Below are 24,893 nucleotides of genomic sequence, written 5' to 3'. Positions count from 1 at the left end.
ACAGATGAAAAAATTTGATACAATATAAAGAAGAAGGAATTGGGTGATTGATACATGCAATATTTAGATGGTGTGCTATTATATATTTTTGACCGTTTTAGAGGAGAGCGTTCACTATCAGCCGTTTTCCATCTCCTTACTGGGAAAAAATCTTCACAAACGATTCAGGATGCAAAACTATTTAACGTTTCAAATTTTTTTGGTGTTTTGAATCAAATCAAACGATCTCAACTCGTAGATCATTCCGCTAAGCTTCAAAAAGTTAAATTGATTGAGCCTAACCAACATGATGGGTTTAAGGTCACATTAAAAGGCAAAGAAAAATTGGGCGCTTTCCTGGTGGATAATCCTATTCCCACATACTTAGAAGGATGGAAGTATCATTCTATTAGTGATTTATTCTGGCAGCGGCTTAGTTTATACGTTCAAACGCTATCTTATTCAATCCATGGAAACATGAATTTTTATCCTATAAGCAAAGAAGAGAATATTCAAAACTGGGTCAGGCTTCACTTTCCAAGCGTGAAAGAACAGCGAGCCATTTTAGCAAATGATTTGTACAAAGAAATCTCAGCTATTTTACTCCACCTCCCATCACATAATGCGGCATTATTTGTCAATCGGCTAAGTGGTAAAGGAAGGACAGGACTTACTTTTGCTCAAATGAGTACATCGAACAAGATTAGTGTGGAAGAAGCTACAGTACAATTTCAGAATGTAATTCATGCTTTTCTTACGTATATTCAAAATAATCCTCTTAAATTCCCTATATTGGGAACAGTGGCGAAAGGGTATGAGGGCGAGTGGCCGTTGACGTCTTCAACGAGGCAGACGTATACCATTCTTCAATCGGGAGTGTCACTAGAACAAATAGCTCAAAGGCGTCGATTAAAGAGAAGCACGATCGAGGATCACCTCGTAGAAATTGCAATAAATGTACCTGGCTTCTCAATTGATCCTTTTGTATCTCAAGATGCACAGAGGGAAATACGATTAGCGAGCGAGAAATTAAACAGTCAGCGTTTAAAAACAATCAAACAGTATTTAGATGATAATTATTCATACTTTGAAATCCGATTAACACTTTGTAAGGAAGGGATTTAATGGCTTTAACAGACTTGTTATACAAGCATTTTGGATACCGCGAATTTCGTCAAGGACAGCAGGAAATCATTTTGGATGTGCTAGAAGGAAAAGACGTTTTTGCAATGCTTCCTACAGGTGCAGGTAAATCGCTATGTTATCAACTTCCAGCATATGCAGGCCTGGCACATATTCTTATTGTTTCGCCTCTCATATCGTTAATGGAAGATCAAGTACAGCAATTAAAAGCACAAGGAGAAAAGCGAGTCGTTGCGTTAAATGGTTTTCTTCCCTTTGAGAAACGAATCTCGATTCTAAAAAACTTATCGCGTTACACCTTTATTTACGTATCACCAGAAATTCTTCAAAATAAGTTTGTGCAAGATGCTTTAACTCAATTGGATTTAGGGTTAATGGTCGTGGATGAAGCACATTGTATTTCTCAATGGGGCCATGATTTTCGAACAGACTATTTAAAACTTGGTGTGATTAGAGACAAGCTTGGTAAACCTCCGGTTCTTGCGTTAACAGCTACAGCTACAGATGAAGTGCGGAATGATGTTATGGATCAATTGCACATGAAGATACCCGCTATTCATATACACAGCGTCGATCGACCTAACATTGCTATTAAGCTAGATAAATTGCCTTCACTTGAAACGAAAATCCAAGCGTTAAAGCGGTATGCTAATGAGTTAGAAGGGCCTGGAATCATCTATTTCTCAAGCAGGAACTGGGCAGATAGAATTGCAAAAGAATTAAATGATGACGTGAAAACCGTAGCATCTTATCACGCAGGAATGGAGCAGGAAGATCGGTTATTAATACAGCAGCAGTTTCTAAATGATGAGCTATCCATTGTTTGCTCGACAAATGCTTTTGGAATGGGCATTAACAAGAGCAACATTCGATTTGTGATTCATTTTCATCCCCCAGCTACAATCGAAAGCTATTTGCAAGAAATTGGTCGAGCGGGAAGGGATCAAAATCAAGCGATAGCTATTCACTTGTATACAGAAGAAGATGAATTTCTACCCCTTTCATTTATTGATGGAGAACTGCCTAAAGAGGTGCAAATTAAAGAAGTTATGAGAGACTTATCTAGCCGGTCAGGTGAAACATATTCAAGTAGCCAAATAGAAAATGAAGGCGCGAAGTTTGGGTTGAATGAAACGGCGTGGCGTTATTTGTTCCACCGTCTAGAAGTTGAAGGAGTGATAGAGGATAAAGTTATTCGCTCTTTTGAGGTCGATTCTACTTTAATGAAAATAATAGATGAAACAGAAATCCGGCGTAAAGAAAAACTTGTTAAGTGGTTTGGATTCAAAAGCTGGTTAGAAGAAGAGCATTGTCGAAGAAAAGGTTTATTAGCTAGGTTCGGTGAAACGAATCATATTATTAACCCATGTTGTGATTATTGTGGTTTAAACCTTGAAGATTATGCGGCTAGTCATGATCACAGTGATTCCTCACCACAAGAAGAATTTGACTGGGATGCTGAACTGAAACGGATGCTGACAGTGTGCGGGGAGGATACCAGTGAGAAACCGACAGGCTGAAATAGTAAAACAATTAACTGATCGTGAGCTGGTATTAAATGTTTACTTAACACAGGCGATCATGCTTATTCTAGCCTTTGTACTGGGAGCTTTTCTATTTGGGGAGGTATGGTTTCTTCCTAAAATTGTAGAATTTAATTGGAGTGACATAGTCTACCTAGGAGGTGGTGCAGGCTTACTCGTTGTTCTAGCTGATCTTCTTTTGATGAAATCTCTTCCGGATGAGAAATTAGATGATGGAGGGATTAACGAACGGATATTTTCCAAGCTTTCTGTGCATCATATTTTCTTTTTGTCATTTCTTATATCTTTTAGTGAGGAACTGATGTTTCGAGGAGTCATTCAAACACACTTCGGACTAATACTTTCAAGTGTATTATTTGCAATGATACATGTTAGGTATCTTGCTAAGCCAGTATTATTCACATCTGTTGTAGGAATCAGTTTTTTGCTAGGTATTTTATATGAGGTGACAGGTAATGTTCTTGTCACGATGTCAGCTCATTTTTTTATTGATTTTATTATGGGTTGTTTGATAAAAAGGAAAACACGTCTGTGAGTAACTACATCATGAAAGGTGAGTCTTATGAAAAACGATCGTCCGCTACCCTCTAGGAAGGAATTCCATCGGAAAAAGGAAAAACAAAAAAAGCAGTCACGAAGCAAAGGTAGTGAAGAGAATGAACTTCCATCTCTTGCGCTAATCCGAGTGCTCGCGCTGCTATTTATAAGCATGGTTGCCATATTTCTTTTATATTCTTATTTTTCTTAATATGTTTTCCTTATTCAATGCCCCCCCTGTATTATCTGGCGTATATGTTGCATAAACTAGTTTCTATAAAAGGGGGGACTAGAGTGGATGCGTTCAAACAATGGAATCTTCCACAGCCACAATCTAAAATGACAAACGTCTTGTTAGAAGAGTTAGTGGAAAGAAAAAATGCTGAAATACAGTTTAATGGAAAATCTCAATTTTATGGGTATGTTCTTTCATGTTTACTTTTAGGTATAGGCGGCCTATTCTGGTACGAGCTAGAAAAGAACTCATCTTTATTTGTAAATGGGTTCTCCCCGTCATTGATGCCATTTTTTATGTTGATGGTTAGTTTGAGTATAGTAGCATATTTTCAATTAAGAAAGATTGCAAAAAAATGCAAAAAGGCCGAGGAAGAATTTGAATCTTTAAGATTGGAGATATTAGACCGAAGTGATGAACTGTTTGAAGGACAATTACAGTGGCAAAATCGTCATGCTGTTTTTAAGTATTTGAAAGATCAACATGGAATTAACCTTTATTACAAGTGAACTTTATCTTTGTTCAGGACAACCGAAAAATAAATATTGTTCAATTTGGAAATGATTTCCGTTAATAGAAAGCGCATCTTCTGCAAACATTTCAATTTTACCGAAGGCAACAGTATCTTTAAGTTTTGGGCAGAAAACTTCTACGGGCATACCTAAACGACGGTTGAAATCCAAATCTTCATTACGTAACAATGATTTGGTTTTAAGTTTGTTTATCATAGATCCATCATCTCCGTTTTATTGTTTCCGTCCCAATTGGTCTGGTTATGCTTTAATCTTACCTCAAAAAGACTGAATCTTCAAGCAATTAAAAAGCCCAATTTACGGAAGAAATCGCCTCAATATCACATGAATTTCTCAATTAGAAGGATATTATCTTTGAAATGTGGTATTAATTAAGAGTAATGATCTTACAAAGAGGTGATAGCAGTGTATGTACGTAGTGCAATGAAACCAATTAGAGAAACTGTTTATGTGAATCATGACACAAAGTTGGATGAAACCCTGAAATTATTGAAGGAACGTGAAATTGATGGTGTCCCCGTTATCCAGGGAACGAAATATGTTGGTATCGTTACTTTTAATCGCATTTACAAAGCGTTTTTCAAAAGTGATGCAACAGATAAAGAAATGTTTCTTAAGGAAACCAATGCAGGGGATATTGCTTTCCAAAAAAATGTTACGGTTGATCAAGAGGAAGTGTTTGAGAATACGCTCCTTTTAGCAAAAAATGCACCACTTGTAGCCGTGGTTGATCAAAAGGAAGATTTCATTGGAATCATTACTAGATCAGATATACTTGATCAATTCCAAAGTGCTTTTGGTATGAGAAAGCCTGGAATTCGAATTGCCTTTGCATCTTCTGAAACAGAGGGAAGAATTGCAAGACTAGCTAAAATAGCAAAGAGTTTTCATGAAAATATTATTTCCCTCTCTACTTTTGACGAGTCAAACCAAAATGTACGAAGGATTGTAATGAAGATCGAGAAAAAAGAAAATATCGATCAATTTATTGCAAAACTTGAACAGAATGGATTTAAAGTACTCGATATTAAAGAAGTATGAGAGATTAGTACCCATAAAGCCTCCTACTCTTACATACGTTAGAGTGGGGGGTTTTACTATGCCGCTTCTCTTGATAAGGGTTATGACAATATTTTGTTTACTGTATTTAGCTGAAAGTAACTTGAATTTAAAAAGTATGACCTTCACTGATTTAATGTTAAACAGTGCGCGCTATGGTTTTGGGGCGATTTGTTTTTTATTTGGATTTTTAGTCGTGGCAAGAGTAATCAGGGAGCATGTAGAGAGCTTTCTTGCATTCGGAATCAAAAACAAAGCTCACCTTATAACGTTCTGCATTGAAGCTAGTTTGTTAATTGGCGTATACTGGGTATTGTTTCAAAATAATAAGTGGTTATCTCTAGCTTCCCTCGTGATGGCATTTATATATGGTGGTTTGTCTGCTAATATAAGGGCTGCAAGAGAAGTGAAACGCTTTCAGAGGAGCAATGAAACATGAACTATATCATTGGGATCTTTTTGGCAGGTGTACTGTTATTAATTTATATGTGGGTTGAAGCTCATCTAAATCGAGTCCACACGAAGGAACTTTACATTAAACAACTACCAAAAAGCTTTGAATCATTTCGGATTTTTTTCATTTCAGATTTACACAATCGATTGGTTTCTGAGAAAATTTTAGAAAAGGTGAGAGATCAGGTTGATATTGTAATAATAGGTGGAGACGTAATGGAAAAAGGGGTATCTTTTGATAAGGTTGCTAAAAACATGAGGAATCTTAGCGCTCTCGCCCCTTGTTATTTCGTTTGGGGGAATAACGATTATGAAGAAAATCCTGCAAAGCTACAAAAAATTCTAGTTGATCACGGAATCCACATCTTAAAAAACCAGGCAGAAACGGTAATGAAAAATAATGATGGAATAAGTTTATTAGGAATTGATGACCTTTCAACAGAAAACGCTTCACTTCAGGAAGCGCTTAATGGAGCGTCAGAAGACCTTAAGATCCTGGTTAGTCATAACCCGGACATTAAACAAGGTTGGCCAGAAGAGAGTGGGATTCAATTGATTTTATCCGGACATACTCATGGAGGTCAGATTCGACTGTTTGGATGGGGGATAAGAGAAAAAGGTGGAATTAAGAATATTAATGGGACAACCGTAGTAATCAGCAATGGATATGGCACTACAACTTTACCGTTAAGATTGATGGCGCCAGCTGAGTCACATATTTTTATATTAAAAAGGAAATAAATACAAAAAAACAAAGCGACGCTTATACAAAGTTTACACAAACATCATTCACCCTTTATACTAGGTGTGATAATGGCTGTATTAGAGGGGAAGATGACTATGTCTGCAGGTAAGTATAATATTAAAGCGGTCTCGAAAAAATTAGGTATTCAACCCGGGACCTTGAGGGCATGGGAAAGGCGTTATAATATTATTTCTCCAATAAGAAATGAAGCTGGTCATCGTCTTTATTCGGAAGAGCATATGTCAATATTAAAATGGCTGGTCCAAAAAACAACGCAAGGCTTTACAATTAGTCAGGCCGTTGAATTGCTTGAGAATGGAAATGATTCATCAGATACAGATAGTATGGGCACTGATATGGTTCAGGATAGGGCTCAAATCTTAGCTGATGAAATCCTTGAAGCCCTTTTAGCTTTTGATGAGAATAAAGCGCAAGATTTGTTGAACCAGGCTTTCTCTGTCTTCAGTATAGATAAAGTTGTTCATGATATATTGGCTAAACTACTTGTGAGGGTTGGAGACCTATGGGAAAATGACAAAATAACAATAGCGCATGAGCATTTTACTACCGCTTTCCTTCGTTCTAGAATCGGTATGATTTTCCATACGCTTCCTGTCGATGGGTACCTCCCAAAAGTAATGGCTGTTTGCTCAACTGGTGAATACCATGAGCTTGGATTATTAATTTTCACTCTGTATCTTAGACGGAAAGGGTTCGAAGTCATTTACCTCGGATCGAGCATACCAGAAGAGGATATTGAGATCGTCGTAGAAGATACTGACCCCAAAATTCTGTTTCTATCATGCACGTTGATGACTAATTTACCAAGGTGTCTAGGTATGATTGATCGATTGAACCAACGTTTCTCTGAATTAACCATTGGAGTTGGTGGTTCAGCTATTGGACATTTACGTGATGAAAAGAGACAGGCTTACGAACCGTTTTTAGTTGGAAATAATAAAGAAGAATGGGATGCCTGGATCAAAGATAAAATTCAAAAGCTTACTACTTAGTTGAAAGTGGACATGACTTGTCTAAGCTTCCTTTGACAGTGTAAACTAGAAGAATATCGTCAACCAAGAACCATCTTTGTATTATCACATATAGTATGAATAAAGGATTTGCGGGTGACAGACGGTAGGGGGGAATTAGATGCGTCTTGAACGTTTAGCATATGATAAAATAAAAATATTTCTAACTTATGACGATTTAAATGAGCGTGGAATTACGAAAGAAGAGCTCTGGCAGGACGTACCGAAAGTTCATAGGCTTTTTCGTGAGATGATCATGGAAGCTGATGATGAACTTGGATTTAAAGTCGATGGTCCTATCGCTGTAGAAGTATTTTCACTTCCTGCTCAGGGAATGGTAGTCATTGTCACAAAAGGTTCCGGTGAGAGTGAATTTGAAGAGGACTACAACGATGAGTATATTGAAATGCAAGTGACCCTTGATGAAAGCGATGAAGTTTTCTATGAGTTTCGTTCTTTTGAAGATGTGATTGGTCTTTCGAAAAGATTGATCAATGTGGGTATACAAGGAGGAACACTTTATTCCTATCAAAACCATTTTTATCTTAAGTTTGATGAAGAGGAATTTGCAGAGTATGAATTAGATTCTCTAGTCGCTTTACTGGCTGAATTTGGGAATCCTTCCACAATTACAAGCTACCGGGTGATGGAATACGGCAAACAGATTATGAAGACAACTGCAATCGAGCAGTTAAATCATTATTTCAAATAAGGTTCTGGAGGCTATCTGTATCATTCCAATTTGATTCTTAACATTCGAAATGATTCAGTTATTGCTTTCTTGAACACGAAAAAACCTCCCAAAGGAGGTTTTTTTAGGTGAGCAGGGATTTAGATGAAGATTCGGCGTTTTCCCACGCTTTAATGAAATATTCTTTATTGTTGTATTTCATGAAACCTTCTTGATTATATATGGTTGGAAAAGCTCTTTCAACGGAGAGGTGTTGCGTTCGATGCGCAAGAAGAGCTTCTCTTACGGGATTTATATGGTCACTTGAGAATGATTTCATCAATGTAATCGAATCATCAGGGTCAGAAAAAGCAGGATGGCCTGTTTCATCAGCTAATGACTGTGGGAAGGTAGTGTAGTATAATTCCTTCACAATGTTTGTTTCTTGTACTGCCTGGAGCGTTGCAGCTTGAATTGCTTTGTGGTCAGGATGCCCTGATAATCCATGGGGTGGAAAGGTGATGACAACGTCAGGTTTAACTTCTTTGATTCGGTTGATTACATCATTTTTAAGCACATTTGGAGGCAAAGAATTTAACTTCCCGTCCTGATATTCACCGATATATAATTCATCGATGCCAAGTAGCTTAGAAGCTTTTTCAAGTTCTTTCCGTCGAACGGATGCGAGTTCTTCGGGGCGACAAATAGCTGGTTCGCCGCATCTACCAGCGTCACCAGGTGTTGCACTATATAAAACGGTTTTAATATCTTTTTTGTTCGCTAACTCTAATAATGTTCCTCCGCAAGTAAAGCTCTCATCATCAGGGTGAGCGAAGACAAACATAAATGTTTGAGACATAAGGGCATTTCCTTTCATAAATAAGATTACTGCCAGTATACAAAAAGTAAAAGACTTTTTTCCAATAATATTATTTATCGATGGTCATTAGGGATAACATAGTGTTCGAAAAACATGGTATGATGAGAGAAGTTTTGATTAGTTCCACTCGATTAACTATCGAATATAATGACATACATAAATGTAGCCCAGGAGGTATAAAGAATGAAAGTTGGAGTACTTTATGGAGGAACCTCTGCAGAAAGAGAAGTTTCTTTATCTAGCGGAAAAGGAATTATGAGAGCTCTAAAAAATAACGGTCATGAAGTAGTTGGAATTGACTTCCATCCAGATCGCTTAGCTGAAGTAATGGAACTTGATGTAGACATTGTTTTTATTGGTCTTCATGGTAAGTATGGGGAAGATGGTAGAATTCAAGGTTTACTCGATATGCTACAAATTCCTTATGTAGGATCCGGAGTACTTGGATCTGCCGTTGCGATGGACAAAGCAAAAAGTAAGAAAGTACTAAGAGGTTCAGGCATTCGCCTTGCTCAAGATTTCGTTCTTCATAAATCGCATGACCACCGTTCTTTGGAATTACCTTTTGGATATCCAGTTGTTGTAAAACCAAACAGTGAGGGCTCAACGATAGGCTTAACAATTGCTAAGAACGAAGCAGAGCTTCAGCAGGGGATTGAAGAGGCATTTCGATTTGATGATACTGTAATCCTTGAGGAATTTATTTCTGGCACAGAAGTGACTGTTGCCGTAATGGGAGCTAAAGGTGATGTTAAGCCACTTCCAGTCGTAGAGATTGTTCCGAAAAATGAATACTATGATTATGAATCGAAGTATTCTGAAGGTGGAAGCGAGCATATTGTCCCTGCACGTATATCGTCTGATTATACGACACTTATCCAAGAGCAGTCGATAGTGGCACATGAACTGCTTGGTTGTGAGACGTATTCTCGAGTAGACTATATTGTGCCGAATGATGGATCGAATCCTGTTTTTCTCGAAGTAAATACATTGCCAGGTATGACACCGACAAGCTTGTTTCCTGACGCGGCTAAAGAGATTGGATATTCCTATGAACAGATGATTGAAAACCTTATTCAATTAGGATTAAAAAAATAGTAAAAGGAGAGACCTCACAAATTGTGAGGTCTTCTTTTTAATTGACATGACTACGCCCTTACTTGGTAAGCGTTTTCATTACTATGGAACAATTTGCATAAATGTAGCATGAATGCCTTCTCATAGCTTACCTAAACGTGTATACTATGTTTTGAAAGCAGAGCAATGGAACATTCTATAAACAACATATGAACTTTAACAATTAAAATCGAATAGGCTATGCTTCATTTAGCCTAAAAAGTACAAAAACAGCAAAGTAAGTGCACAGTAATGGGAGGTAAAGCAATGGTCGACAAAAACGAAACAGATAATGGACAAGGAAATAAGAAGAAACGGAACGTATTAGAGTCGACGCAATCAGTCATTCACGAAGCGCTGGACAAATTAGGCTATCCGAGCGAAGTTTATGAACTATTAAAGGAACCAATGAGATTAATGACAGTTCGGATTCCAATTCGAATGGATGATGGTTCTATAAAAATATTCACTGGGTATCGTGCGCAGCACAATGATTCTGTTGGACCCACTAAAGGTGGGGTTCGCTTCCATCCAGATGTGACAGAAACAGAAGTTAAAGCGCTATCTGTTTGGATGAGCCTTAAAGCAGGGATTGTAGATCTTCCTTATGGAGGAGGTAAAGGTGGAATTATTTGTGATCCGCGTGAGATGTCTTTTAGAGAACTAGAACGATTGAGTCGAGGGTATGTAAGAGCAATTAGTCAAATTGTAGGTCCAACAAAAGATATACCTGCACCAGATGTATTTACGAACTCTCAAATTATGGCCTGGATGATGGATGAGTATAGTCGAATTAGAGAATTTGATTCTCCTGGATTTATTACTGGTAAACCTCTCGTATTAGGTGGTTCTCATGGTCGTGAATCCGCCACCGCGAAAGGCGTTACCATTTGTATTCGCGAAGCTGCTAAGAAAAAGGATATCAAAATAGAAGGTGCACGTGTCGTTATTCAAGGTTTTGGAAATGCGGGTAGTTTTCTAGCGAAATTCATGCACGATGCGGGTGCTAAGATTGTAGGAATATCAGATGCATATGGAGCTCTTCATGATCCTGAAGGTCTTGACATTGACTACTTATTAGACCGACGTGATAGTTTTGGAACAGTTACAAAGCTCTTTAAAGAAACAATTAGCAACAAGGAGCTTCTTGAACTTGACTGTGATATTCTTGTTCCAGCTGCTATTGAGAATCAAATTACGGAAGACAACGCACATCAAATTAAAGCAAGTATTGTTGTGGAAGCAGCGAACGGTCCTACAACGATTGAAGCTACAAAAATTTTAACGGATCGTGGTATTTTACTCGTACCAGATGTTCTTGCAAGTTCTGGTGGTGTAACGGTATCTTATTTTGAGTGGGTACAAAACAACCAGGGTTACTACTGGACAGAAGAAGAGGTAGAAGCGAAGCTTGAAAAAGTAATGGTAAACGCTTTTAATTCAATTTACCGAACTTCTGAAACGCGTCGTGTTGATATGAGACTATCAGCATATATGGTCGGCGTGCGTAAAATGGCTGAAGCCTCTAGATTTAGAGGATGGATATAAATAGTTGCCAATCCGATGAAAATTCCCTATCATTCAGGTAGGGAATTTTTCTATTGCAAAGAGTAGAATAATAAAAAGAAATGTTCCATTTCTTATGGATAGGTTCGGGAGTGAGTGAGATGAGAGAAGAACAAGTGGTTGTCATTGGCGCAGGTCCTTGTGGAATGTCTGCGGCAATTGAATTAATGAATGAGGGATACGATCCTCTAATTATCGAAAAAGGAAATATCGTGAATGCTATTTTTCATTATCCAACGCATCAAACATTTTTTAGTTCAAGTGAAAAGCTTGAAATTGGTGAAATACCTTTCATAATTGAAGAACGGAAGCCAAAACGAAATCAGGCCCTTGCTTATTATCGGGACGTTGCTAAAAGAAAAGATCTTCGTATTCATTCCTTTGAAAAAGCAAATTTGATAACAAAGGAGAATGGTGCATTTATTATTGAAACGGAGAAAGTGCACGAATCCAAAAAAATAACATACCGCGCACAGCATTTAATCATTGCAACAGGATATTATGATAGTCCTAACTTTATGGGTGTTAAAGGAGAAGACCTCGATAAGGTTTTGCACTACTTTAAAGAGCCGCACCCTTATTTTGACCAGGATATTGTCGTGATAGGCGGTAAAAACTCAGCAGTTGACGCAGCATTAGAGCTTGAAAAAGCTGGGGCAAGGGTTACGATTCTTTATAGAGGAGCGGAATATTCAAAAAGTGTAAAACCATGGATTTTACCGGAATTTGAAGCTCTCGTTAGAAATAAGAAAGTGACAATGGAGTTTAATGCTTCATTAGTGGAAGTGAAAGAAAAAGAAGTCGTATATGAAGTGAAGGGTGAACAGAAGAGCATACCGAATGATTTTGTATTCGCAATGACCGGTTATCATCCTGATCATTCATTTTTGACAAAAATCGGTATAGAAATCGATCAACAAAGCGGGCGACCTGCTTTTGATCAAGATACGATGGAGACAAATGTAGAGAATTGTTATATTGCTGGCGTGATTGCCGCTGGAAATAACGCCAATGAGATCTTTATTGAGAATGGCAGGCTACACGGTGCATTAATAGCTCAGTCAATTATAGGGAAAGCACAAAAACCTACCAATTAAGGTAGGTTTTTGTGCTTTTAACAATCAGGGAAGGTCTCTGTTTCATCATCGTAAAAAGAAATTGTGTAATTCCTTGGGGTCTTCTGTTGCTTCGAGTGCAACGAGTAATTTCAAACGCGCTTTTTGTCCATTTAATCCGTTAGAGAAAATTACTCCATGTTCTTTTAAATGCTTGCCACCGCCTTTATAACCATAAACATCTTGTACAATGCCATTAAAACACCTAGAAACCATGACGATGGCGATTCCTTTTTCTCTTAGATGTTTGATTCCCTCCATCATATCCGGTGGTAAATTCCCCTGTCCAAGCGCTTCTATTACGATGCCATTAATGCCAATTTCTCCAGCAGCAAATAGTAGCTGTGAATCCATCCCTGCATAAGCCTTTAGAAGCATGACATTTTTCGTTAGTCCAGAAATATGATAGCGGTCTCTCATCGTTAAAGTATGGTGAAAGAAGACACGTTGTTTTGTTACGATCCCGATAGGGCCATATTGAGGACTTTGAAAAGTTGAAACATTACTCGTATGCGTTTTTGTCACATTTTTTGCCGTATGTATTTCATCGTTCAACACAACAAGCACGCCTTTTCCTTTTGCTTCATGGCAAGAAGCTACTTTTATGGATGAGAGAAGATTATAAGGTCCATCAGAGCCAAGCTCATTGCTTGAGCGCATCGCACCTGTTACGACGACAGGCAGATCTGTTTGCAGAACAAGATCTAGAAGGTAAGCCGTCTCTTCTAGTGTGTCGGTTCCATGCGTTATGACCACTCCGCTGATGTGTTCTTGTTTGATTCTCGTTTCAATCCTTTCCGCAATTGTAAACATGACCTCAGGTGTCATATGGGGGGAGGGAATGTTAATGTAATCATCAATAATAACGTCATTTCCAATTAGTAATTCGCTCAGTGTTGCATTTAGAGGATTTTCTTTACCTGGGCTAACAGCACCAGAGTTCTTATTTTCCTCCATAGCGATAGTTCCTCCAGTATGAATGATCAATAGCTTGCTCATTGCGTCACCTCATTGTTTTCCTAATAATTGTTTCCTTACATAAAGTAACATGATACGATTATAAAAGTATAGGTATGACTGATCCTGCTTAAAAATGAGGTTCAGGATAGAAATGGGGAAAGCCTATGTTAGCAGCAATAACTGCTGGAATAGCACCAGGCATTGCGCTTCTTTGTTTTTTTTATTTGAAACAACATCAGTATGAATCTGAGCCAATAGGCCCGGTTGTACGAAGTTTTGTGTTTGGTGCTATGCTAGTATTTCCAGTAATGGTGATTCAGCATGGTTTTGAGGTCGAAAACTTCTTGCAATCACCATTCAGTCAAGCGTACTTGATGTCTGGACTGCTTGAAGAATTTCTAAAATGGTTTATTTTCTATTTTACTGTATACATCCATATAGAGTTTCATGAGTTTTATGATGGGATTGTTTATGGTGTTGCTATCTCACTAGGATTTGCATCTGTTGAAAATGTCTTTTATCTTTTTGCATATGGCATTCAAGAAGCATGGTGGAGAGCGCTTCTTCCTGTTTCAAGCCACGCTTTATTTGGCTTAATTATGGGTTCTTATCTTGGAAGGGGAAAATTCTCATTGCAAAATAAGATTGGAAAGTGGATTTCTCTATCTCTTTTCGTTCCATTTTTGTTTCACGGAACATATAATTATTTAGTTCTTCAGGTGAACAGCAATACCATCTATTTAATGATTCCATTTGTGCTTGTTCTATGGTTTATAGGTGTAAGGAAAATCAAGGCTGCAAACCTTAATCAAGCAGAATTAATGGAAACGAAAGAAAACATGCCAATATGATAACCGTTTGAAAGATGCCGAAAAGGCATCTTTTTTGTTTTGTATAAAATACCTTCTGATACAAAAACTACACCTATGAAAACAGAATGATCAGGGAGGTCCACATCATGAGAAAGACAGTTCTTATTCTAAAAATCCCTCTAATAATTGGTCTGGTCTGTGCACCGCTTGTCATGGTATTTGATATGGAGAATCGAGCAGATGCATTTTCTAACCAAATCATCCAGAAGGGTGCAACAGGCAATGATGTCATTGAACTTCAAGCACGCTTAAAGCATATAGGGTTCTATACAGGCTCAATTGACGGCGTATTTGGATGGGGGACTTATTGGGCGGTTAGAAACTTTCAGTATGAATTTGGAATGGATGTTGATGGACTAGTTGGTCCTGAAATGAAAGCAAAGTTAAACAAGTCTACGAAGTATGATCCTTCCATTCAACAGCAGGTGAATAGTGGCAAAAGTCCTAATGTTTCACAATCAAATCAAAATAATCAAACGAATAAGCCAAAAGACTCAACTACTCAGGCGAAAAACGTGCCGTCCGGTTATTCCCAGAACGACATTAAGCTGCTTGCAAACGCAGTCTATGGTGAGTCAAGGGGGGAACCTTACGAAGGTCAGGTTGCGGTAGCCGCGGTCATACTAAACCGTGTTCAAAGTGCTTCATTTCCAAACACAGTTTCAGGAGTGATTTTTGAACCGAGAGCTTTTACGGCCGTCTCAGATGGACAAATATGGCTTACTCCAAATGAAAGAGCGAAAGAAGCTGTGATTGATGCAATAAACGGATGGGACCCAACTGGGGAAGCATTGTATTATTTCAATCCAAACACGGCAACTTCTGGATGGATTTGGACAAGGCCGCAAATCAAACAAATTGGTAAGCATATATTCTGTGAATAGTGGAGGTGGTTAAAATGATTCGTTCGATTTTAATTGGTGCGCTCGCAGTAGGCGTTGCTGGAACTAGCTACTGGGGGTACAAGGAACATCAAGAAAAAAATGCCGTGTTAATTAATGCGGAAAACACGTATCAGCGTGCTTTCCATGACTTAAACTTTCATATGGATGCACTAGAGGAGAAGATAGGGTCGACATTGGCGATGAACTCCCGTGGCAGTCTATCACCTGCCCTTGCAGAGGTATGGCGTTTAACGTCTGAAGCTCAAAATGATGTTGGACAACTCCCGCTAACGCTAATGCCTTTTAATAAAACGGAAGAATTTTTAACAAACATAGGTTCATTTAGTTATCGTGTAGCTGTACGTGATCTTGATGAAAACCCTCTGTCAGATGAAGAATATAAAACATTGAAGGAATTGCATAGTCATTCTACAGATATTAAAAATGAACTGAGAAAAGTGCAGGCGATGGTCATTGATCATAACTTACGTTGGATGGATGTGGAGCTTGCTCTAGCTTCAGAAACACAGGCTGAAGATAACACGATTATTGATGGATTTAAAACAGTTGATAAACAAGTGGAAGGGTATAGTGAAGTAAACTGGGGACCTGAGATTACTCAATTAAATGAAAAGAAAGAAAACCTGGACAAAAATATAGTCGGGAAAAAACTGACTGAAAAAGAAGCAAAGGAACATGTAATTGACTTTCTGGATCTTGATCCTAAAGCAAGCATTGATATAACGACTACTGGGGAGAAGTCAAAATACAAAGCCTATAGTTTATCAATTGAAGAGCCAGATTCGAAATCTAGTATCAATCTAGATGTTACAAAAAAAGGGGCAAAACCAATCTGGATTTTGATGGATAGAAAAATAGGAGATCAGAAGCTTAGTCTAAATGAAGCCGCTGATCGAGCAAGAGCATTTCTAAAAGAGCATGATATAACAAATATGAGCATTTCAGAAAGTAGTCAATATGATCGAGTAGGTGTATTTACTTTTGTATACAATCAGGAAGACGTTTTAATTTATCCAGATGCTGTTCATATTAAAGTTGCGCTTGATAATGGTGATATTTCCGGCTATGAATCCTTAGAGTATTTAACAAATCACCATGAAAGAACTTTGGACTCCCCAACTATTTCCAGGGATCAAGCGTTAGAACAAGTGAATCCAAATGTTCAAATAATGGAAGAAGGATTAGGTGTCATTCAAAACGATCTTGGAGAAGAAGTATTATGCTATGAGTTTATGGGTACGATTGATAATGAAACGTATCGCATTTTTATTAACGCATCTAACGAAAGAGAAGAAAGAGTTGAAAAAATGGACGGTACCGAAATGAATTACGATACCCTATGAGAGGAGCGAATGTATGGCGAGAATGGAACAATTATTAATAAAACTCATCGTCATTCAATTTGTTTTTCTTATTATTTCTCAAGTTCTTCTAACTCAAGAAGAGTTTCGTATCTATCTAAGCAAAGCGATTTATTATGAAGGTGTGCTAAAGGATATGCCTCCCCTGATTAGACGCCAATAGTGAATAGACCGATAAAATGTCTTGTGTTATGATAAATATGACATTTTGGTCGTACTGAGGAAAGCAGGTTCTCCTGCTTTTTTTGTACGTTAAATTGTCATTTATATGATCTAATTCGGATGGATGAATGGAATTTGGAGGCAATAATAATATGAACAAGCGAATAAATATAGCAATTGACGGTCCAGCAGGGGCCGGTAAGAGTACAGTTGCAAGAAAAGTAGCAGATAACCTATCTTTCCTTTATATTGATACAGGCGCAATGTATCGTGCATTAACGTATAAAGCTATTGAGAAGGACATTGATTTAGAGAATGGTCCTCTTCTTAAAGCCCTTCTAGATGATACAGTGATCGACCTACAAGTTGGTGAAAGTGAACAGCTTGTCTTGGTTGATAACATGGACGTAACAACAGATATACGTTCTTATGCTGTCACGAACAATGTTTCCTTTGTAGCAAGACAAAGTGAAGTAAGATTAGAAATGGTAAAGAGACAAAAGATGTTAGCTGATCGTGGAGGCGTTGTAATGGATGGACGTGATATCGGTACACACGTTCTTCCTGAGTCAGAGCTTAAAGTATTCTTAAGTGCTTCTGTAGAAGAAAGAGCCACGCGACGATATAATGAACTTATTGGAAACGGGACTGAAGCGGATTATGACCGTATCAAGGATGAGATTGCTTTAAGAGATAAGCGTGACACTGAGCGAGAAGTAGCCCCTCTTGTAAAAGCGGACGATGCCATAGAAATTGATACTACGAAGATGACAATTTCTGAAGTAGTGGACCAAATTTTACAATTAGCAAAAGAAAGGGCATGATCAAGTGAGCTTATACGGAGTAGGAAAAGGCTTATTTCATTTTTATTTCAAGGTATTCAATCGTGTAACAGTTGTTGGTCGTGAGAATATACCCAAAGACAAAGGGATTCTTCTTTGCTCAAATCATATTAATAACCTTGATCCGCCGCTAGTAGGTGCCATGTTTCCTAGAGATGTTCATTTTATGGCTAAATCAGAATTGTTTACCATTCCGGTACTAGGTAAATTGATTCATAAGGTTGGGGCTTTTCCGGTAAAACGAGGAATGAGTGATAAACAAGCTCTAAGAAGTGGAATGAAATTTTTGAAAGATGGCGGTGTTGTCGGCTTGTTTCCGGAAGGTACGAGAAGCAAAGATGGCGAATTAGGCGAGGGGCTTTCTGGAGCAGGTTTTTTTGCATTACGTCCAGAAGTGATGGTCGTACCGTGCGCAATTAAAGGATCTTATAAACCGTTTGGCCGCTTGAAAATCGTGTACGGAAAACCAGTTGACTTATCGCCGCTTCGTGAAGAACAGGGAGCAGCTAAAAAAGCCACTCAAGCTATCATGAAAGAAATTCAAGATCTTATTGAAATTCATCATAAATAATTCGATATTGTTAAAAAATTTAAATAAATGTGTCAGGATACTTGACAAATCCGTCATTTTTAGTGAAAGTTAGAGGAAAGGGTGCTTAACTTTTCAATAAATTTCTTTCGCTATAAGTGGAAGACTTTTATAAATCATATCGAAAAGTTTTATTTCTTTTGGATTGAAGGAGGAGTTTGTCAATGGGTGAAGAGATGAATCAGGAAATGACTGAGTTCAAATCATTCGAAATCGGAGAAGTGGTGACAGGTAAGATCTCCAAGGTTGAAGAAAAACATGCATCAGTAGATGTAGGTTTTAAAGTTGATGGAGTGCTGCCAATCAGCGAACTGTCAAGCCTTCACGTCGAAAAGGTTAGCGACGTGCTCTCAGAAGGTGATGAAATAGAAGTTAAAGTAATCAAAGTTTCTGAAGATGAGCTAGTGCTTTCTAAGAAAGCAGTCGAAGCTGATCAAGCTTGGGATGCTCTACAGGAGAAGTATGAAAACTCCGTTGCATTTGATGTTGAAATTGCAGACGTAGTTAAGGGCGGCCTTGTGGTTGACCTTGGTGTTCGCGGATTTATCCCGGCTTCTCTTGTAGAAAGACATTATGTTGAAGATTTCTCAGATTACAAAGGCAAAAACCTGAGCGTTAAGATTGTGGAATTTGATCCAGAGAAAGCAAAAGTGATCCTGTCACATCGTGCTGTTCTTGAGCAAGAGGCGGATCATAAGAAACAAGAAACGCTAGCATCTCTTCAAGCAGGACAAGTTGTCGAAGGGACAGTTCAACGTTTAACCGATTTCGGTGCTTTTGTAGATATCGGTGGAGTGGATGGCCTCGTTCATATTTCACAGATGGCTCATCATCGTGTTGAAACCCCATCTGAAGTTGTAACAGAAGGTCAACAAGTGAATGTTAAAATTCTTTCTGTTGATCGTGACAACGAACGTATTTCACTATCCATTAAAGAAACACTCCCGGGACCGTGGGAAGAAGTAAAAGGAAAACTTAGTACTGGAGATGAAATCGAAGGCACAGTGAAGCGTTTAGTTAGCTTCGGTGCATTCGTAGAAGTTGCTCCGGGTGTAGAAGGCCTTGTTCATATTTCAGAAATCTCGAACAAGCATATAGGAACTCCTCAAGAAGTTCTTTCAGAGGGAGAAACAGTTCGAGTGAAGATTTTGGATGTTAATCTTGATGAAAAGAGAATCTCATTAAGCATTAAAGTCCTCGAAACTGAACAAGTATCAAATGAAGTTGAAGAATATCAAAAAGAAAGTGACGGCAACTCGCCATTCTCTCTTGGAGATATGATCGGTGATCAGCTTAAAAAGTACAAATAAGTAAAAAAAATCCTCTCTGCATTCATGCAGAGAGGATTTTTTTTGATTTTTTAGATAGAAGGAAACGTATTAATCCTGTCCATTTCGTTTTCGAGCTTGGTCTGGTCCTTCAAGCATTGCTGCTCCATTATGCGAAAGCGACTGATCACGATCAGACTCAACTCGTTTCGATTTCTTAAGTTTTCTTTCCTGTCGATCTTTTCCCATCATTTAGCCTCCCTTCAACTGAACCTTTTCTTATCATGAAAAAAAGCTTCGAAAGTTATTCATTTACATTTTTTAAGTCTATCTCTCATGAAAACGTCCCATACTGATCATAATGAGAGGAGGTAACGGAGTGGATGGGGCGATTTTTATTTGGTTTGTATGGATGGGAGTTGTCATCACAGTCTTTTTTCAAAAGCCATCTTTAGAAAGGACTGGGTCAGCGTTCTTAATGTTAGTGGCAATATGTGTCGTGAATAAAACCGTCATCCTAATGGGTTTTTCTGTAGCTGTTTTACTATTGCTTGCCTATGTTTGTGGATATCTCCTCTGGATAAGGAACGGTGTAAGAACGGTATACGCCATGATATTACTCATTATGTTAACAGCAGCTTATACTTCGATTCAGTTATTTGCCATATATGATCCTGTTTTTACTTACTTGTATACGAAGTGGTCGGTTGCCGCAATTCTTTTTATTATTATTCATCTAACACTGAATGGTTTTGCAGAGAGATGTTCGTTATTAATTCTTAGTATCGTTCATGGTGAGGTTATCTTAACAATGATTTTTCGAGGAATGGGTTTTGAGCGAACTGCTGGCGAGTTAGCTTCCTTCGATGTAATGGCCATTTCGATTATGGCAACATGGATCTGGTCCTCCTTTGTGAAATTAACAGTTCTTCTAGAGAAAACTGTCAAAAAACATCAAGAAAGACGGGGATATTCATGAATGAGTATACAATACCAATTGTATTTGGCGTGATAGCTGGTACGCTTGCGAGAATTTATATGTTTAGAACAGATTATAGGCAATACCCTACTTATCCACATGGTATGATTATACATCTCGCGCTTGGTTTTATTGCAGCTTCACTCGGGGCGCTCGTCGTTCCATCAATTATGGAGCAAGAATTTACAGCGGTGACATTCCTAACCCTAGCTGCATCGCAATTTCGGGAAGTACGCAATATGGAAAGAAAAACATTAACTGAAATGGATTCACTAGAGCTTGTCCCTCGTGGAGCGTCCTATATAGAAGGAATAGCTGTAACCTTTGAAGGGAGAAATTATTTAGTCATTTTCATTTCATTTGTCACGTCATTTGCTTATCTTGCAATAAATGTTTGGGCTGGCTTAGTTGCTGCATTTCTTGCTTTTTTAGTAGCCAAAAAATACATGACTGGAAGTAAACTCGGAAAAATTGCGAATATTGAACAAAAAGAAGTTAAATTTGAAGGTGCAGGGCTATACGTTGATAACATCTATATTATGAATATTGGCATACCAGCGAGACAAAAAGAAATTTTAGAACATGGACTTGGATTTACGATTTCTCCAAAGAATTTTGATGCGCGAATGACGATTGGTAACCTCGGACAAAGACAAGCCATCCTTCATGACCTTGCTATATCTCTTGGAGTATACCGGGATTCAGGAACGCCTGCATTAGTACCATTAATTAAACGAGATTTGGACGATGGTCGAATTGGAGTTTTTATTCTACCTCAAAATAAAAGCGTGGATCTTGCCATGAAAGTCATTTCACAAGTACCAACTCTTGAAAATGCGATAAGGATGCCTACGGAAACAAAGAAAAAAGGAAGTGACTCATCATGACTATTGAGAAAGCGATACTTGCAACTGTTACACTATCATTAGCTCAGGCCCCCGTAGGAGCGAATGTGTTTGTATGTGAATCTCAAGATGAAATGGACGGCGTAGCCGCTGATCTTGAAGCTATACTAGATGGAATTGCTCATAAATTGAGCAATGGTGTTTATATTATTGTGAAGCATTAGCAAGTTTTCGAAGAGAAGTTACCAAGTTTCATTTGATCGTCTGTTGTTCATTGGTTGCTTTTTTGATAAGATATAAAAGCTATCGAAGACTATGCCCTTCTTATAGAGGAGGGTTTTTTACAATGAACTCCTGGAAAGTTTGTCCACGACTTTCTGGTTTCAAGCTTAGATAGTCTTTTAGAAAGGGCGTGCATAAAATGACAAAACCAGTTGTCGCAATAGTAGGTCGACCGAATGTTGGGAAATCGACCATTTTTAATCGTATAGTAGGAGAAAGAGTATCGATTGTAGAAGATACTCCAGGAGTAACAAGAGATCGTATTTATAGCAAAGGTGAATGGCTGAATCGTGAATTTAATATCATAGATACAGGTGGTATTGAAATAGGTGACGAACCATTTCTTTCTCAAATTCGTTATCAGGCAGAAATTGCAATAGACGAAGCGGACGTTATTATTTTCATGGTTAACGGAAGAGATGGCATCTCGAATGCGGATGAAGAGGTTGCAAAAATTCTTTATCGTTCCAATAAACCTGTTGTATTAGCTGTAAATAAAGTAGATAATCCTGAACAGCAAACGTTGATTTATGATTTCTATGCTTTAGGATTTGGAACTCCATTTGGTATTTCAGGTTCACATGGTCTTGGATTAGGTGATCTTTTAGATGAAGTCTTTAAATCATTCCCTGAAGTAGCAGAAGAAGAATATGACGAAGGAACGATTAAATTCTCATTAATTGGTCGTCCGAATGTTGGAAAATCATCGCTTGTTAATACGATTTTAGGAGAAGAGCGAGTGATTGTAAGTGATATTGCTGGTACAACTCGCGATGCTATTGACTCCATGTTTACTCGTGATGAACAGGATTATGTCATTATTGATACTGCTGGCATGAGAAAGCGTGGAAAAATTTATGAAACGACTGAGAAGTACAGCGTTCTTCGTGCAATGCGTGGGATTGAACGATCTGACGTCGTTTTAGTTGTGATTGATGGAGAAGAAGGCATTATCGAGCAAGACAAAAAAGTGGCGGGGTATGCTCATGAAGCTGGTAAAGCCATTGTTATTGTCGTAAACAAATGGGACGCAGTTGAGAAAAACGATAAGACGATGAGAGAATTTGAACAAAAAATTCGTGATCATTTCTTATTCCTTAGCTATGCACCGATTGTGTTCTTATCTGCCAAAACAAAGCAACGTCTTCATACATTGTTACCAGTTGTTAACACTGTAGCTGATAACCATGCCCTTCGTGTGAAAACGAATGTTTTGAATGAATTAATTATGGATTCCGTTGCAATGAATCCAACACCAACAGACAATGGGAAGCGCTTGAAAATTAACTATGCGACGCAAGTGGCTGTTAAGCCGCCTACCATCGTATTATTTGTTAATGATCCGGAACTGCTTCATTTCTCTTACAAACGCTTTTTAGAGAATCGTATTCGTGAAACATTTGGTTTCCAGGGGACTCCTTTACGAATTCTTGCACGTAGAAAAAGCGAATAATTAAGCTTGTTTCATTCGGGGGAACCTTGCTAATACAAAGGGGGAAATGAGATGATCGCGATCCTGATTTGCATTGCTGCTTACTTGCTAGGATCAATTAGTTTTAGTTATTTAATTGCAAAAGTCGTGAAGAAAATAGATATTAGAGATCACGGAAGTGGCAATGCAGGAGCGACCAATACACTTCGAGTGCTAGGGACTGGCCCAGCGATTGCTGTTCTTGCACTTGATGTAATAAAAGGCATACTTGCCGTCTGGTTAGGGTATTGGTTCACTAGTGAACCAATCGTTCCTTTCCTTGCGGGAATTTGTGCTATCTTAGGTCATAACTGGCCAATCTTTTTTGGATTTCGCGGAGGGAAAGGCGTTGCTACTACGATAGGAGTATTCGCAACAATTGCGTTTTTTCCAGCACTTTATGCTGGTATCATCGCTATTATTGCTATTGTAGTAACGAGATTTGTTTCTCTTGGTTCATTGATTTTTGTAGTATTAACTCCAGCGTTTATTTTCTTACTTGGAGGGAATCCAGCTTCATATATTTTGTTAGGGACGATTCTAGCGATTCTTTCTGTCTGGAGACATCGAACAAATGTAAAGCGACTGTTCTCTGGTACTGAAAGCAAGCTCGGTCAAAAGGTCGAGCAGTAAGGAGGAAGTTCAATGGCGAAAATATCAGTTGTAGGTGCAGGGAGCTGGGGGACAGCCCTTGCAATTGTACTAGCAGATAATCAACATGATGTGACATTATGGGCAAGAAGAACAGATCTTGCAAATGAAGTGAATGAGAAGCATACGAATGAGAAGTACCTTCCTGGTATAGAATTACCTGAGGGGATTAGGGCTACCAGTTCCCTTGAAGAGAGCGTGAAAGAGGCTGAAGCTATCTTACTGGTTACACCAACTAAAGCGCTTAGAGAGGTTCTTCCTGAACTTAAGACATACCTATCAACACCGGTTACGCTCATTCATGCTAGTAAGGGAATTGAACCAGAAACATCCAAGCGTATTTCAGAGGTGATTGAAGAAGAAATCCCAGAGGATTTAAGAAAATCGGTTGTCGTTTTATCTGGGCCGAGTCATGCAGAAGAAGTGAGTCTTCGTCACCCGACGACAGTAACGGCCTCTTCTAAATCAATGACTCAAGCTGAGTATGTTCAGGATCTTTTCATTAACTCGAATTTTAGAGTATATACCAATCATGACATCATTGGTGTTGAGCTTGGTGGTGCATTAAAGAATATCATTGCTCTAGGGGCAGGTTTATCTGATGGCCTCGGCTATGGTGATAATGCGAAAGCTGCCCTCATCACAAGAGGCTTAGCTGAAATTGCTCGCCTTGGTGCAGCTATGGGTGCAAATCCACTTACCTTTATGGGATTGACAGGTATAGGTGACCTTGTAGTTACGTGTACAAGTGTACATAGTCGTAACTGGAGAGCCGGAAATCTTCTCGGAAAAGGAAATAATCTAGATGAGGTTCTCGAAAATATGGGGATGGTAGTAGAAGGTGTTCGGACTACGAAGGCTGCTTATTATCTTGCACAAAAACAGAACGTAGAAATGCCTATAACATCTGTGTTATTTGAAGTGCTATTTAATAACAAAGATGCGAAAGATGGTGTAGATCAACTGATGGGTAGGCTTCGAACTCATGAAACAGAAGATCTAACGTCATTGCTTGCGGACCGTTTTGAATTGAATCCAAAAGAACTCTAAATAGGCGAAGCACGAAGTATTCCTCCTTGCATACACTATGTTGAACGTTA

The 24,893-nt window shown here is 38.4% G+C and carries 30 protein-coding genes; 26 read left to right on the top strand and 4 right to left on the bottom strand.

Going from position 1 to position 24,893, the window contains the following annotated elements:
- The first annotated feature begins 54 nt into the window (after positions 1–54).
- From AC0VYV_RS13220 to AC0VYV_RS13200, 5 genes are all read left to right on the top strand, one after another.
- Positions 55–1,104, top strand: a complete 1,050-nt coding sequence (locus tag AC0VYV_RS13220; protein ID WP_475365391.1) for a YpbB family protein — start codon at positions 55–57, stop codon at positions 1,102–1,104.
- Positions 1,104–2,642, top strand: a complete 1,539-nt coding sequence (locus AC0VYV_RS13215) for a RecQ family ATP-dependent DNA helicase (RefSeq protein ID WP_475365390.1) — start codon at positions 1,104–1,106, stop codon at positions 2,640–2,642. Before AC0VYV_RS13220 ends, AC0VYV_RS13215 begins: the two co-directional genes overlap by 1 nt.
- Positions 2,623–3,201 carry a lysostaphin resistance A-like protein gene (locus AC0VYV_RS13210; RefSeq protein ID WP_475365389.1) on the top strand — a complete coding sequence of 193 codons (579 nt, stop codon included), beginning with the start codon at positions 2,623–2,625 and terminating at the stop codon, positions 3,199–3,201. Before AC0VYV_RS13215 ends, AC0VYV_RS13210 begins: the two co-directional genes overlap by 20 nt.
- A 27-nt stretch (positions 3,202–3,228) precedes the next feature.
- Complete coding sequence (locus tag AC0VYV_RS13205) at positions 3,229–3,414, top strand: hypothetical protein (RefSeq protein WP_475365388.1); 186 nt, start codon at positions 3,229–3,231, stop codon at positions 3,412–3,414.
- Positions 3,415–3,497: 83 nt separating this feature from the next.
- A complete protein-coding gene (locus AC0VYV_RS13200; RefSeq protein WP_194221961.1) occupies positions 3,498–3,947 on the top strand; it encodes a DUF2663 family protein in 450 nt (149 codons plus the stop codon).
- Positions 3,948–3,950: 3 nt separating this feature from the next.
- Here the strand turns inward: AC0VYV_RS13200 and AC0VYV_RS13195 are convergent, their stop codons facing one another.
- On the bottom strand, positions 3,951–4,166 hold the full coding sequence (locus AC0VYV_RS13195; protein WP_226613832.1) for a hypothetical protein: 216 nt from the start codon (positions 4,164–4,166) through the stop codon (positions 3,951–3,953).
- Between the two features lie 210 nt (positions 4,167–4,376).
- On the opposite strand from AC0VYV_RS13195, the gene AC0VYV_RS13190 reads away from it, so the two are divergent.
- From AC0VYV_RS13190 to AC0VYV_RS13170, 5 genes are all read left to right on the top strand, one after another.
- Positions 4,377–5,012: a CBS domain-containing protein gene (locus AC0VYV_RS13190; RefSeq protein WP_430246170.1), complete on the top strand. Its 636-nt coding sequence runs from the start codon at positions 4,377–4,379 to the stop codon at positions 5,010–5,012.
- 58 nt (positions 5,013–5,070) lie between these two features.
- Positions 5,071–5,469, top strand: a complete 399-nt coding sequence (locus tag AC0VYV_RS13185) for a hypothetical protein (protein WP_430246172.1) — start codon at positions 5,071–5,073, stop codon at positions 5,467–5,469.
- Positions 5,466–6,224, top strand: a complete 759-nt coding sequence (locus AC0VYV_RS13180) for a metallophosphoesterase (RefSeq protein WP_430246174.1) — start codon at positions 5,466–5,468, stop codon at positions 6,222–6,224. The genes AC0VYV_RS13185 and AC0VYV_RS13180 overlap by 4 nt, the downstream gene beginning before the upstream one ends.
- 93 nt (positions 6,225–6,317) lie before the next feature.
- Complete coding sequence (locus AC0VYV_RS13175; protein ID WP_194222323.1) at positions 6,318–7,241, top strand: MerR family transcriptional regulator; 924 nt, start codon at positions 6,318–6,320, stop codon at positions 7,239–7,241.
- Positions 7,242–7,380: 139 nt separating this feature from the next.
- Positions 7,381–7,971: a genetic competence negative regulator gene (locus tag AC0VYV_RS13170; protein WP_194221956.1), complete on the top strand. Its 591-nt coding sequence runs from the start codon at positions 7,381–7,383 to the stop codon at positions 7,969–7,971.
- Between the two features lie 103 nt (positions 7,972–8,074).
- Here the strand turns inward: AC0VYV_RS13170 and AC0VYV_RS13165 are convergent, their stop codons facing one another.
- Positions 8,075–8,788, bottom strand: coding sequence for a PIG-L deacetylase family protein (locus tag AC0VYV_RS13165; protein ID WP_475373906.1), 714 nt, complete (start codon positions 8,786–8,788; stop codon positions 8,075–8,077).
- A 204-nt stretch (positions 8,789–8,992) separates the two neighbouring features.
- On the opposite strand from AC0VYV_RS13165, the gene AC0VYV_RS13160 reads away from it, so the two are divergent.
- The 3 genes from AC0VYV_RS13160 to AC0VYV_RS13150 all read left to right on the top strand — a co-directional run bounded on the left by AC0VYV_RS13160 (position 8,993) and on the right by AC0VYV_RS13150 (position 12,588).
- Positions 8,993–9,907 (top strand): D-alanine--D-alanine ligase family protein, encoded by a 915-nt coding sequence (locus AC0VYV_RS13160; RefSeq protein WP_475373905.1) that lies wholly within the window; start codon positions 8,993–8,995, stop codon positions 9,905–9,907.
- A gap of 285 nt (positions 9,908–10,192) precedes the next feature.
- Positions 10,193–11,473 (top strand): Glu/Leu/Phe/Val family dehydrogenase, encoded by a 1,281-nt coding sequence (locus AC0VYV_RS13155; protein ID WP_194221953.1) that lies wholly within the window; start codon positions 10,193–10,195, stop codon positions 11,471–11,473.
- Positions 11,474–11,592: 119 nt separating this feature from the next.
- Complete coding sequence (locus AC0VYV_RS13150; RefSeq protein WP_475373904.1) at positions 11,593–12,588, top strand: YpdA family putative bacillithiol disulfide reductase; 996 nt, start codon at positions 11,593–11,595, stop codon at positions 12,586–12,588.
- Between the two features lie 45 nt (positions 12,589–12,633).
- On the opposite strand, the gene AC0VYV_RS13145 is transcribed toward AC0VYV_RS13150, so the two are convergent.
- Positions 12,634–13,605: an asparaginase gene (locus AC0VYV_RS13145; protein ID WP_226613812.1), complete on the bottom strand. Its 972-nt coding sequence runs from the start codon at positions 13,603–13,605 to the stop codon at positions 12,634–12,636.
- Between the two features lie 125 nt (positions 13,606–13,730).
- Between AC0VYV_RS13145 and prsW the strand changes: the two genes are divergently transcribed.
- From prsW to rpsA, 7 genes are all read left to right on the top strand, one after another.
- A complete protein-coding gene (gene prsW / locus AC0VYV_RS13140; protein ID WP_475365384.1) occupies positions 13,731–14,417 on the top strand; it encodes a glutamic-type intramembrane protease PrsW in 687 nt (228 codons plus the stop codon).
- 173 nt (positions 14,418–14,590) lie between these two features.
- Complete coding sequence (sleB, locus tag AC0VYV_RS13135) at positions 14,591–15,322, top strand: spore cortex-lytic enzyme (RefSeq protein WP_475367491.1); 732 nt, start codon at positions 14,591–14,593, stop codon at positions 15,320–15,322.
- Between the two features lie 14 nt (positions 15,323–15,336).
- A complete protein-coding gene (ypeB, locus tag AC0VYV_RS13130) occupies positions 15,337–16,686 on the top strand; it encodes a germination protein YpeB (protein ID WP_475365383.1) in 1,350 nt (449 codons plus the stop codon).
- A gap of 13 nt (positions 16,687–16,699) precedes the next feature.
- Positions 16,700–16,867, top strand: a complete 168-nt coding sequence (locus AC0VYV_RS13125; protein ID WP_194221947.1) for a DUF5359 family protein — start codon at positions 16,700–16,702, stop codon at positions 16,865–16,867.
- Positions 16,868–17,018: 151 nt separating this feature from the next.
- Positions 17,019–17,690 carry a (d)CMP kinase gene (cmk, locus tag AC0VYV_RS13120; protein ID WP_194221946.1) on the top strand — a complete coding sequence of 224 codons (672 nt, stop codon included), beginning with the start codon at positions 17,019–17,021 and terminating at the stop codon, positions 17,688–17,690.
- Between the two features lie 4 nt (positions 17,691–17,694).
- Positions 17,695–18,279 (top strand): lysophospholipid acyltransferase family protein, encoded by a 585-nt coding sequence (locus AC0VYV_RS13115; protein WP_430246185.1) that lies wholly within the window; start codon positions 17,695–17,697, stop codon positions 18,277–18,279.
- Positions 18,280–18,461: 182 nt separating this feature from the next.
- On the top strand, positions 18,462–19,607 hold the full coding sequence (gene rpsA, locus AC0VYV_RS13110; RefSeq protein ID WP_226613796.1) for a 30S ribosomal protein S1: 1,146 nt from the start codon (positions 18,462–18,464) through the stop codon (positions 19,605–19,607).
- 69 nt (positions 19,608–19,676) lie between these two features.
- Here the strand turns inward: rpsA and AC0VYV_RS13105 are convergent, their stop codons facing one another.
- Positions 19,677–19,814, bottom strand: coding sequence for a YpzI family protein (locus tag AC0VYV_RS13105; protein ID WP_430246187.1), 138 nt, complete (start codon positions 19,812–19,814; stop codon positions 19,677–19,679).
- A gap of 130 nt (positions 19,815–19,944) precedes the next feature.
- Here AC0VYV_RS13105 and AC0VYV_RS13100 point away from each other — a divergent pair, with 130 nt between their 5' ends.
- The 6 genes from AC0VYV_RS13100 (at position 19,945) to AC0VYV_RS13075 (ending at position 24,843) form a co-directional block, all read left to right on the top strand.
- Positions 19,945–20,544, top strand: coding sequence for a YphA family membrane protein (locus AC0VYV_RS13100; RefSeq protein ID WP_475373903.1), 600 nt, complete (start codon positions 19,945–19,947; stop codon positions 20,542–20,544).
- Positions 20,541–21,431 (top strand): YIEGIA family protein, encoded by an 891-nt coding sequence (locus AC0VYV_RS13095; protein WP_475365382.1) that lies wholly within the window; start codon positions 20,541–20,543, stop codon positions 21,429–21,431. The genes AC0VYV_RS13100 and AC0VYV_RS13095 overlap by 4 nt, the downstream gene beginning before the upstream one ends.
- Positions 21,428–21,613 (top strand): capping complex subunit for YIEGIA, encoded by a 186-nt coding sequence (locus tag AC0VYV_RS13090; protein WP_226613787.1) that lies wholly within the window; start codon positions 21,428–21,430, stop codon positions 21,611–21,613. The genes AC0VYV_RS13095 and AC0VYV_RS13090 overlap by 4 nt, the downstream gene beginning before the upstream one ends.
- Before the next feature lie 197 nt (positions 21,614–21,810).
- Positions 21,811–23,124, top strand: a complete 1,314-nt coding sequence (gene der / locus AC0VYV_RS13085) for a ribosome biogenesis GTPase Der (RefSeq protein WP_430246194.1) — start codon at positions 21,811–21,813, stop codon at positions 23,122–23,124.
- Positions 23,125–23,175: 51 nt separating this feature from the next.
- Positions 23,176–23,775, top strand: coding sequence for a glycerol-3-phosphate 1-O-acyltransferase PlsY (gene plsY, locus AC0VYV_RS13080; protein WP_283154049.1), 600 nt, complete (start codon positions 23,176–23,178; stop codon positions 23,773–23,775).
- Positions 23,776–23,787: 12 nt separating this feature from the next.
- Positions 23,788–24,843: an NAD(P)H-dependent glycerol-3-phosphate dehydrogenase gene (locus AC0VYV_RS13075; protein WP_475365381.1), complete on the top strand. Its 1,056-nt coding sequence runs from the start codon at positions 23,788–23,790 to the stop codon at positions 24,841–24,843.
- Positions 24,844–24,893 lie beyond the last annotated feature (50 nt).

Source organism: Anaerobacillus sp. QJM3NY_17, assembly GCF_056173665.1.
This window is presented reverse-complemented; position numbering and strand designations above follow the sequence as displayed.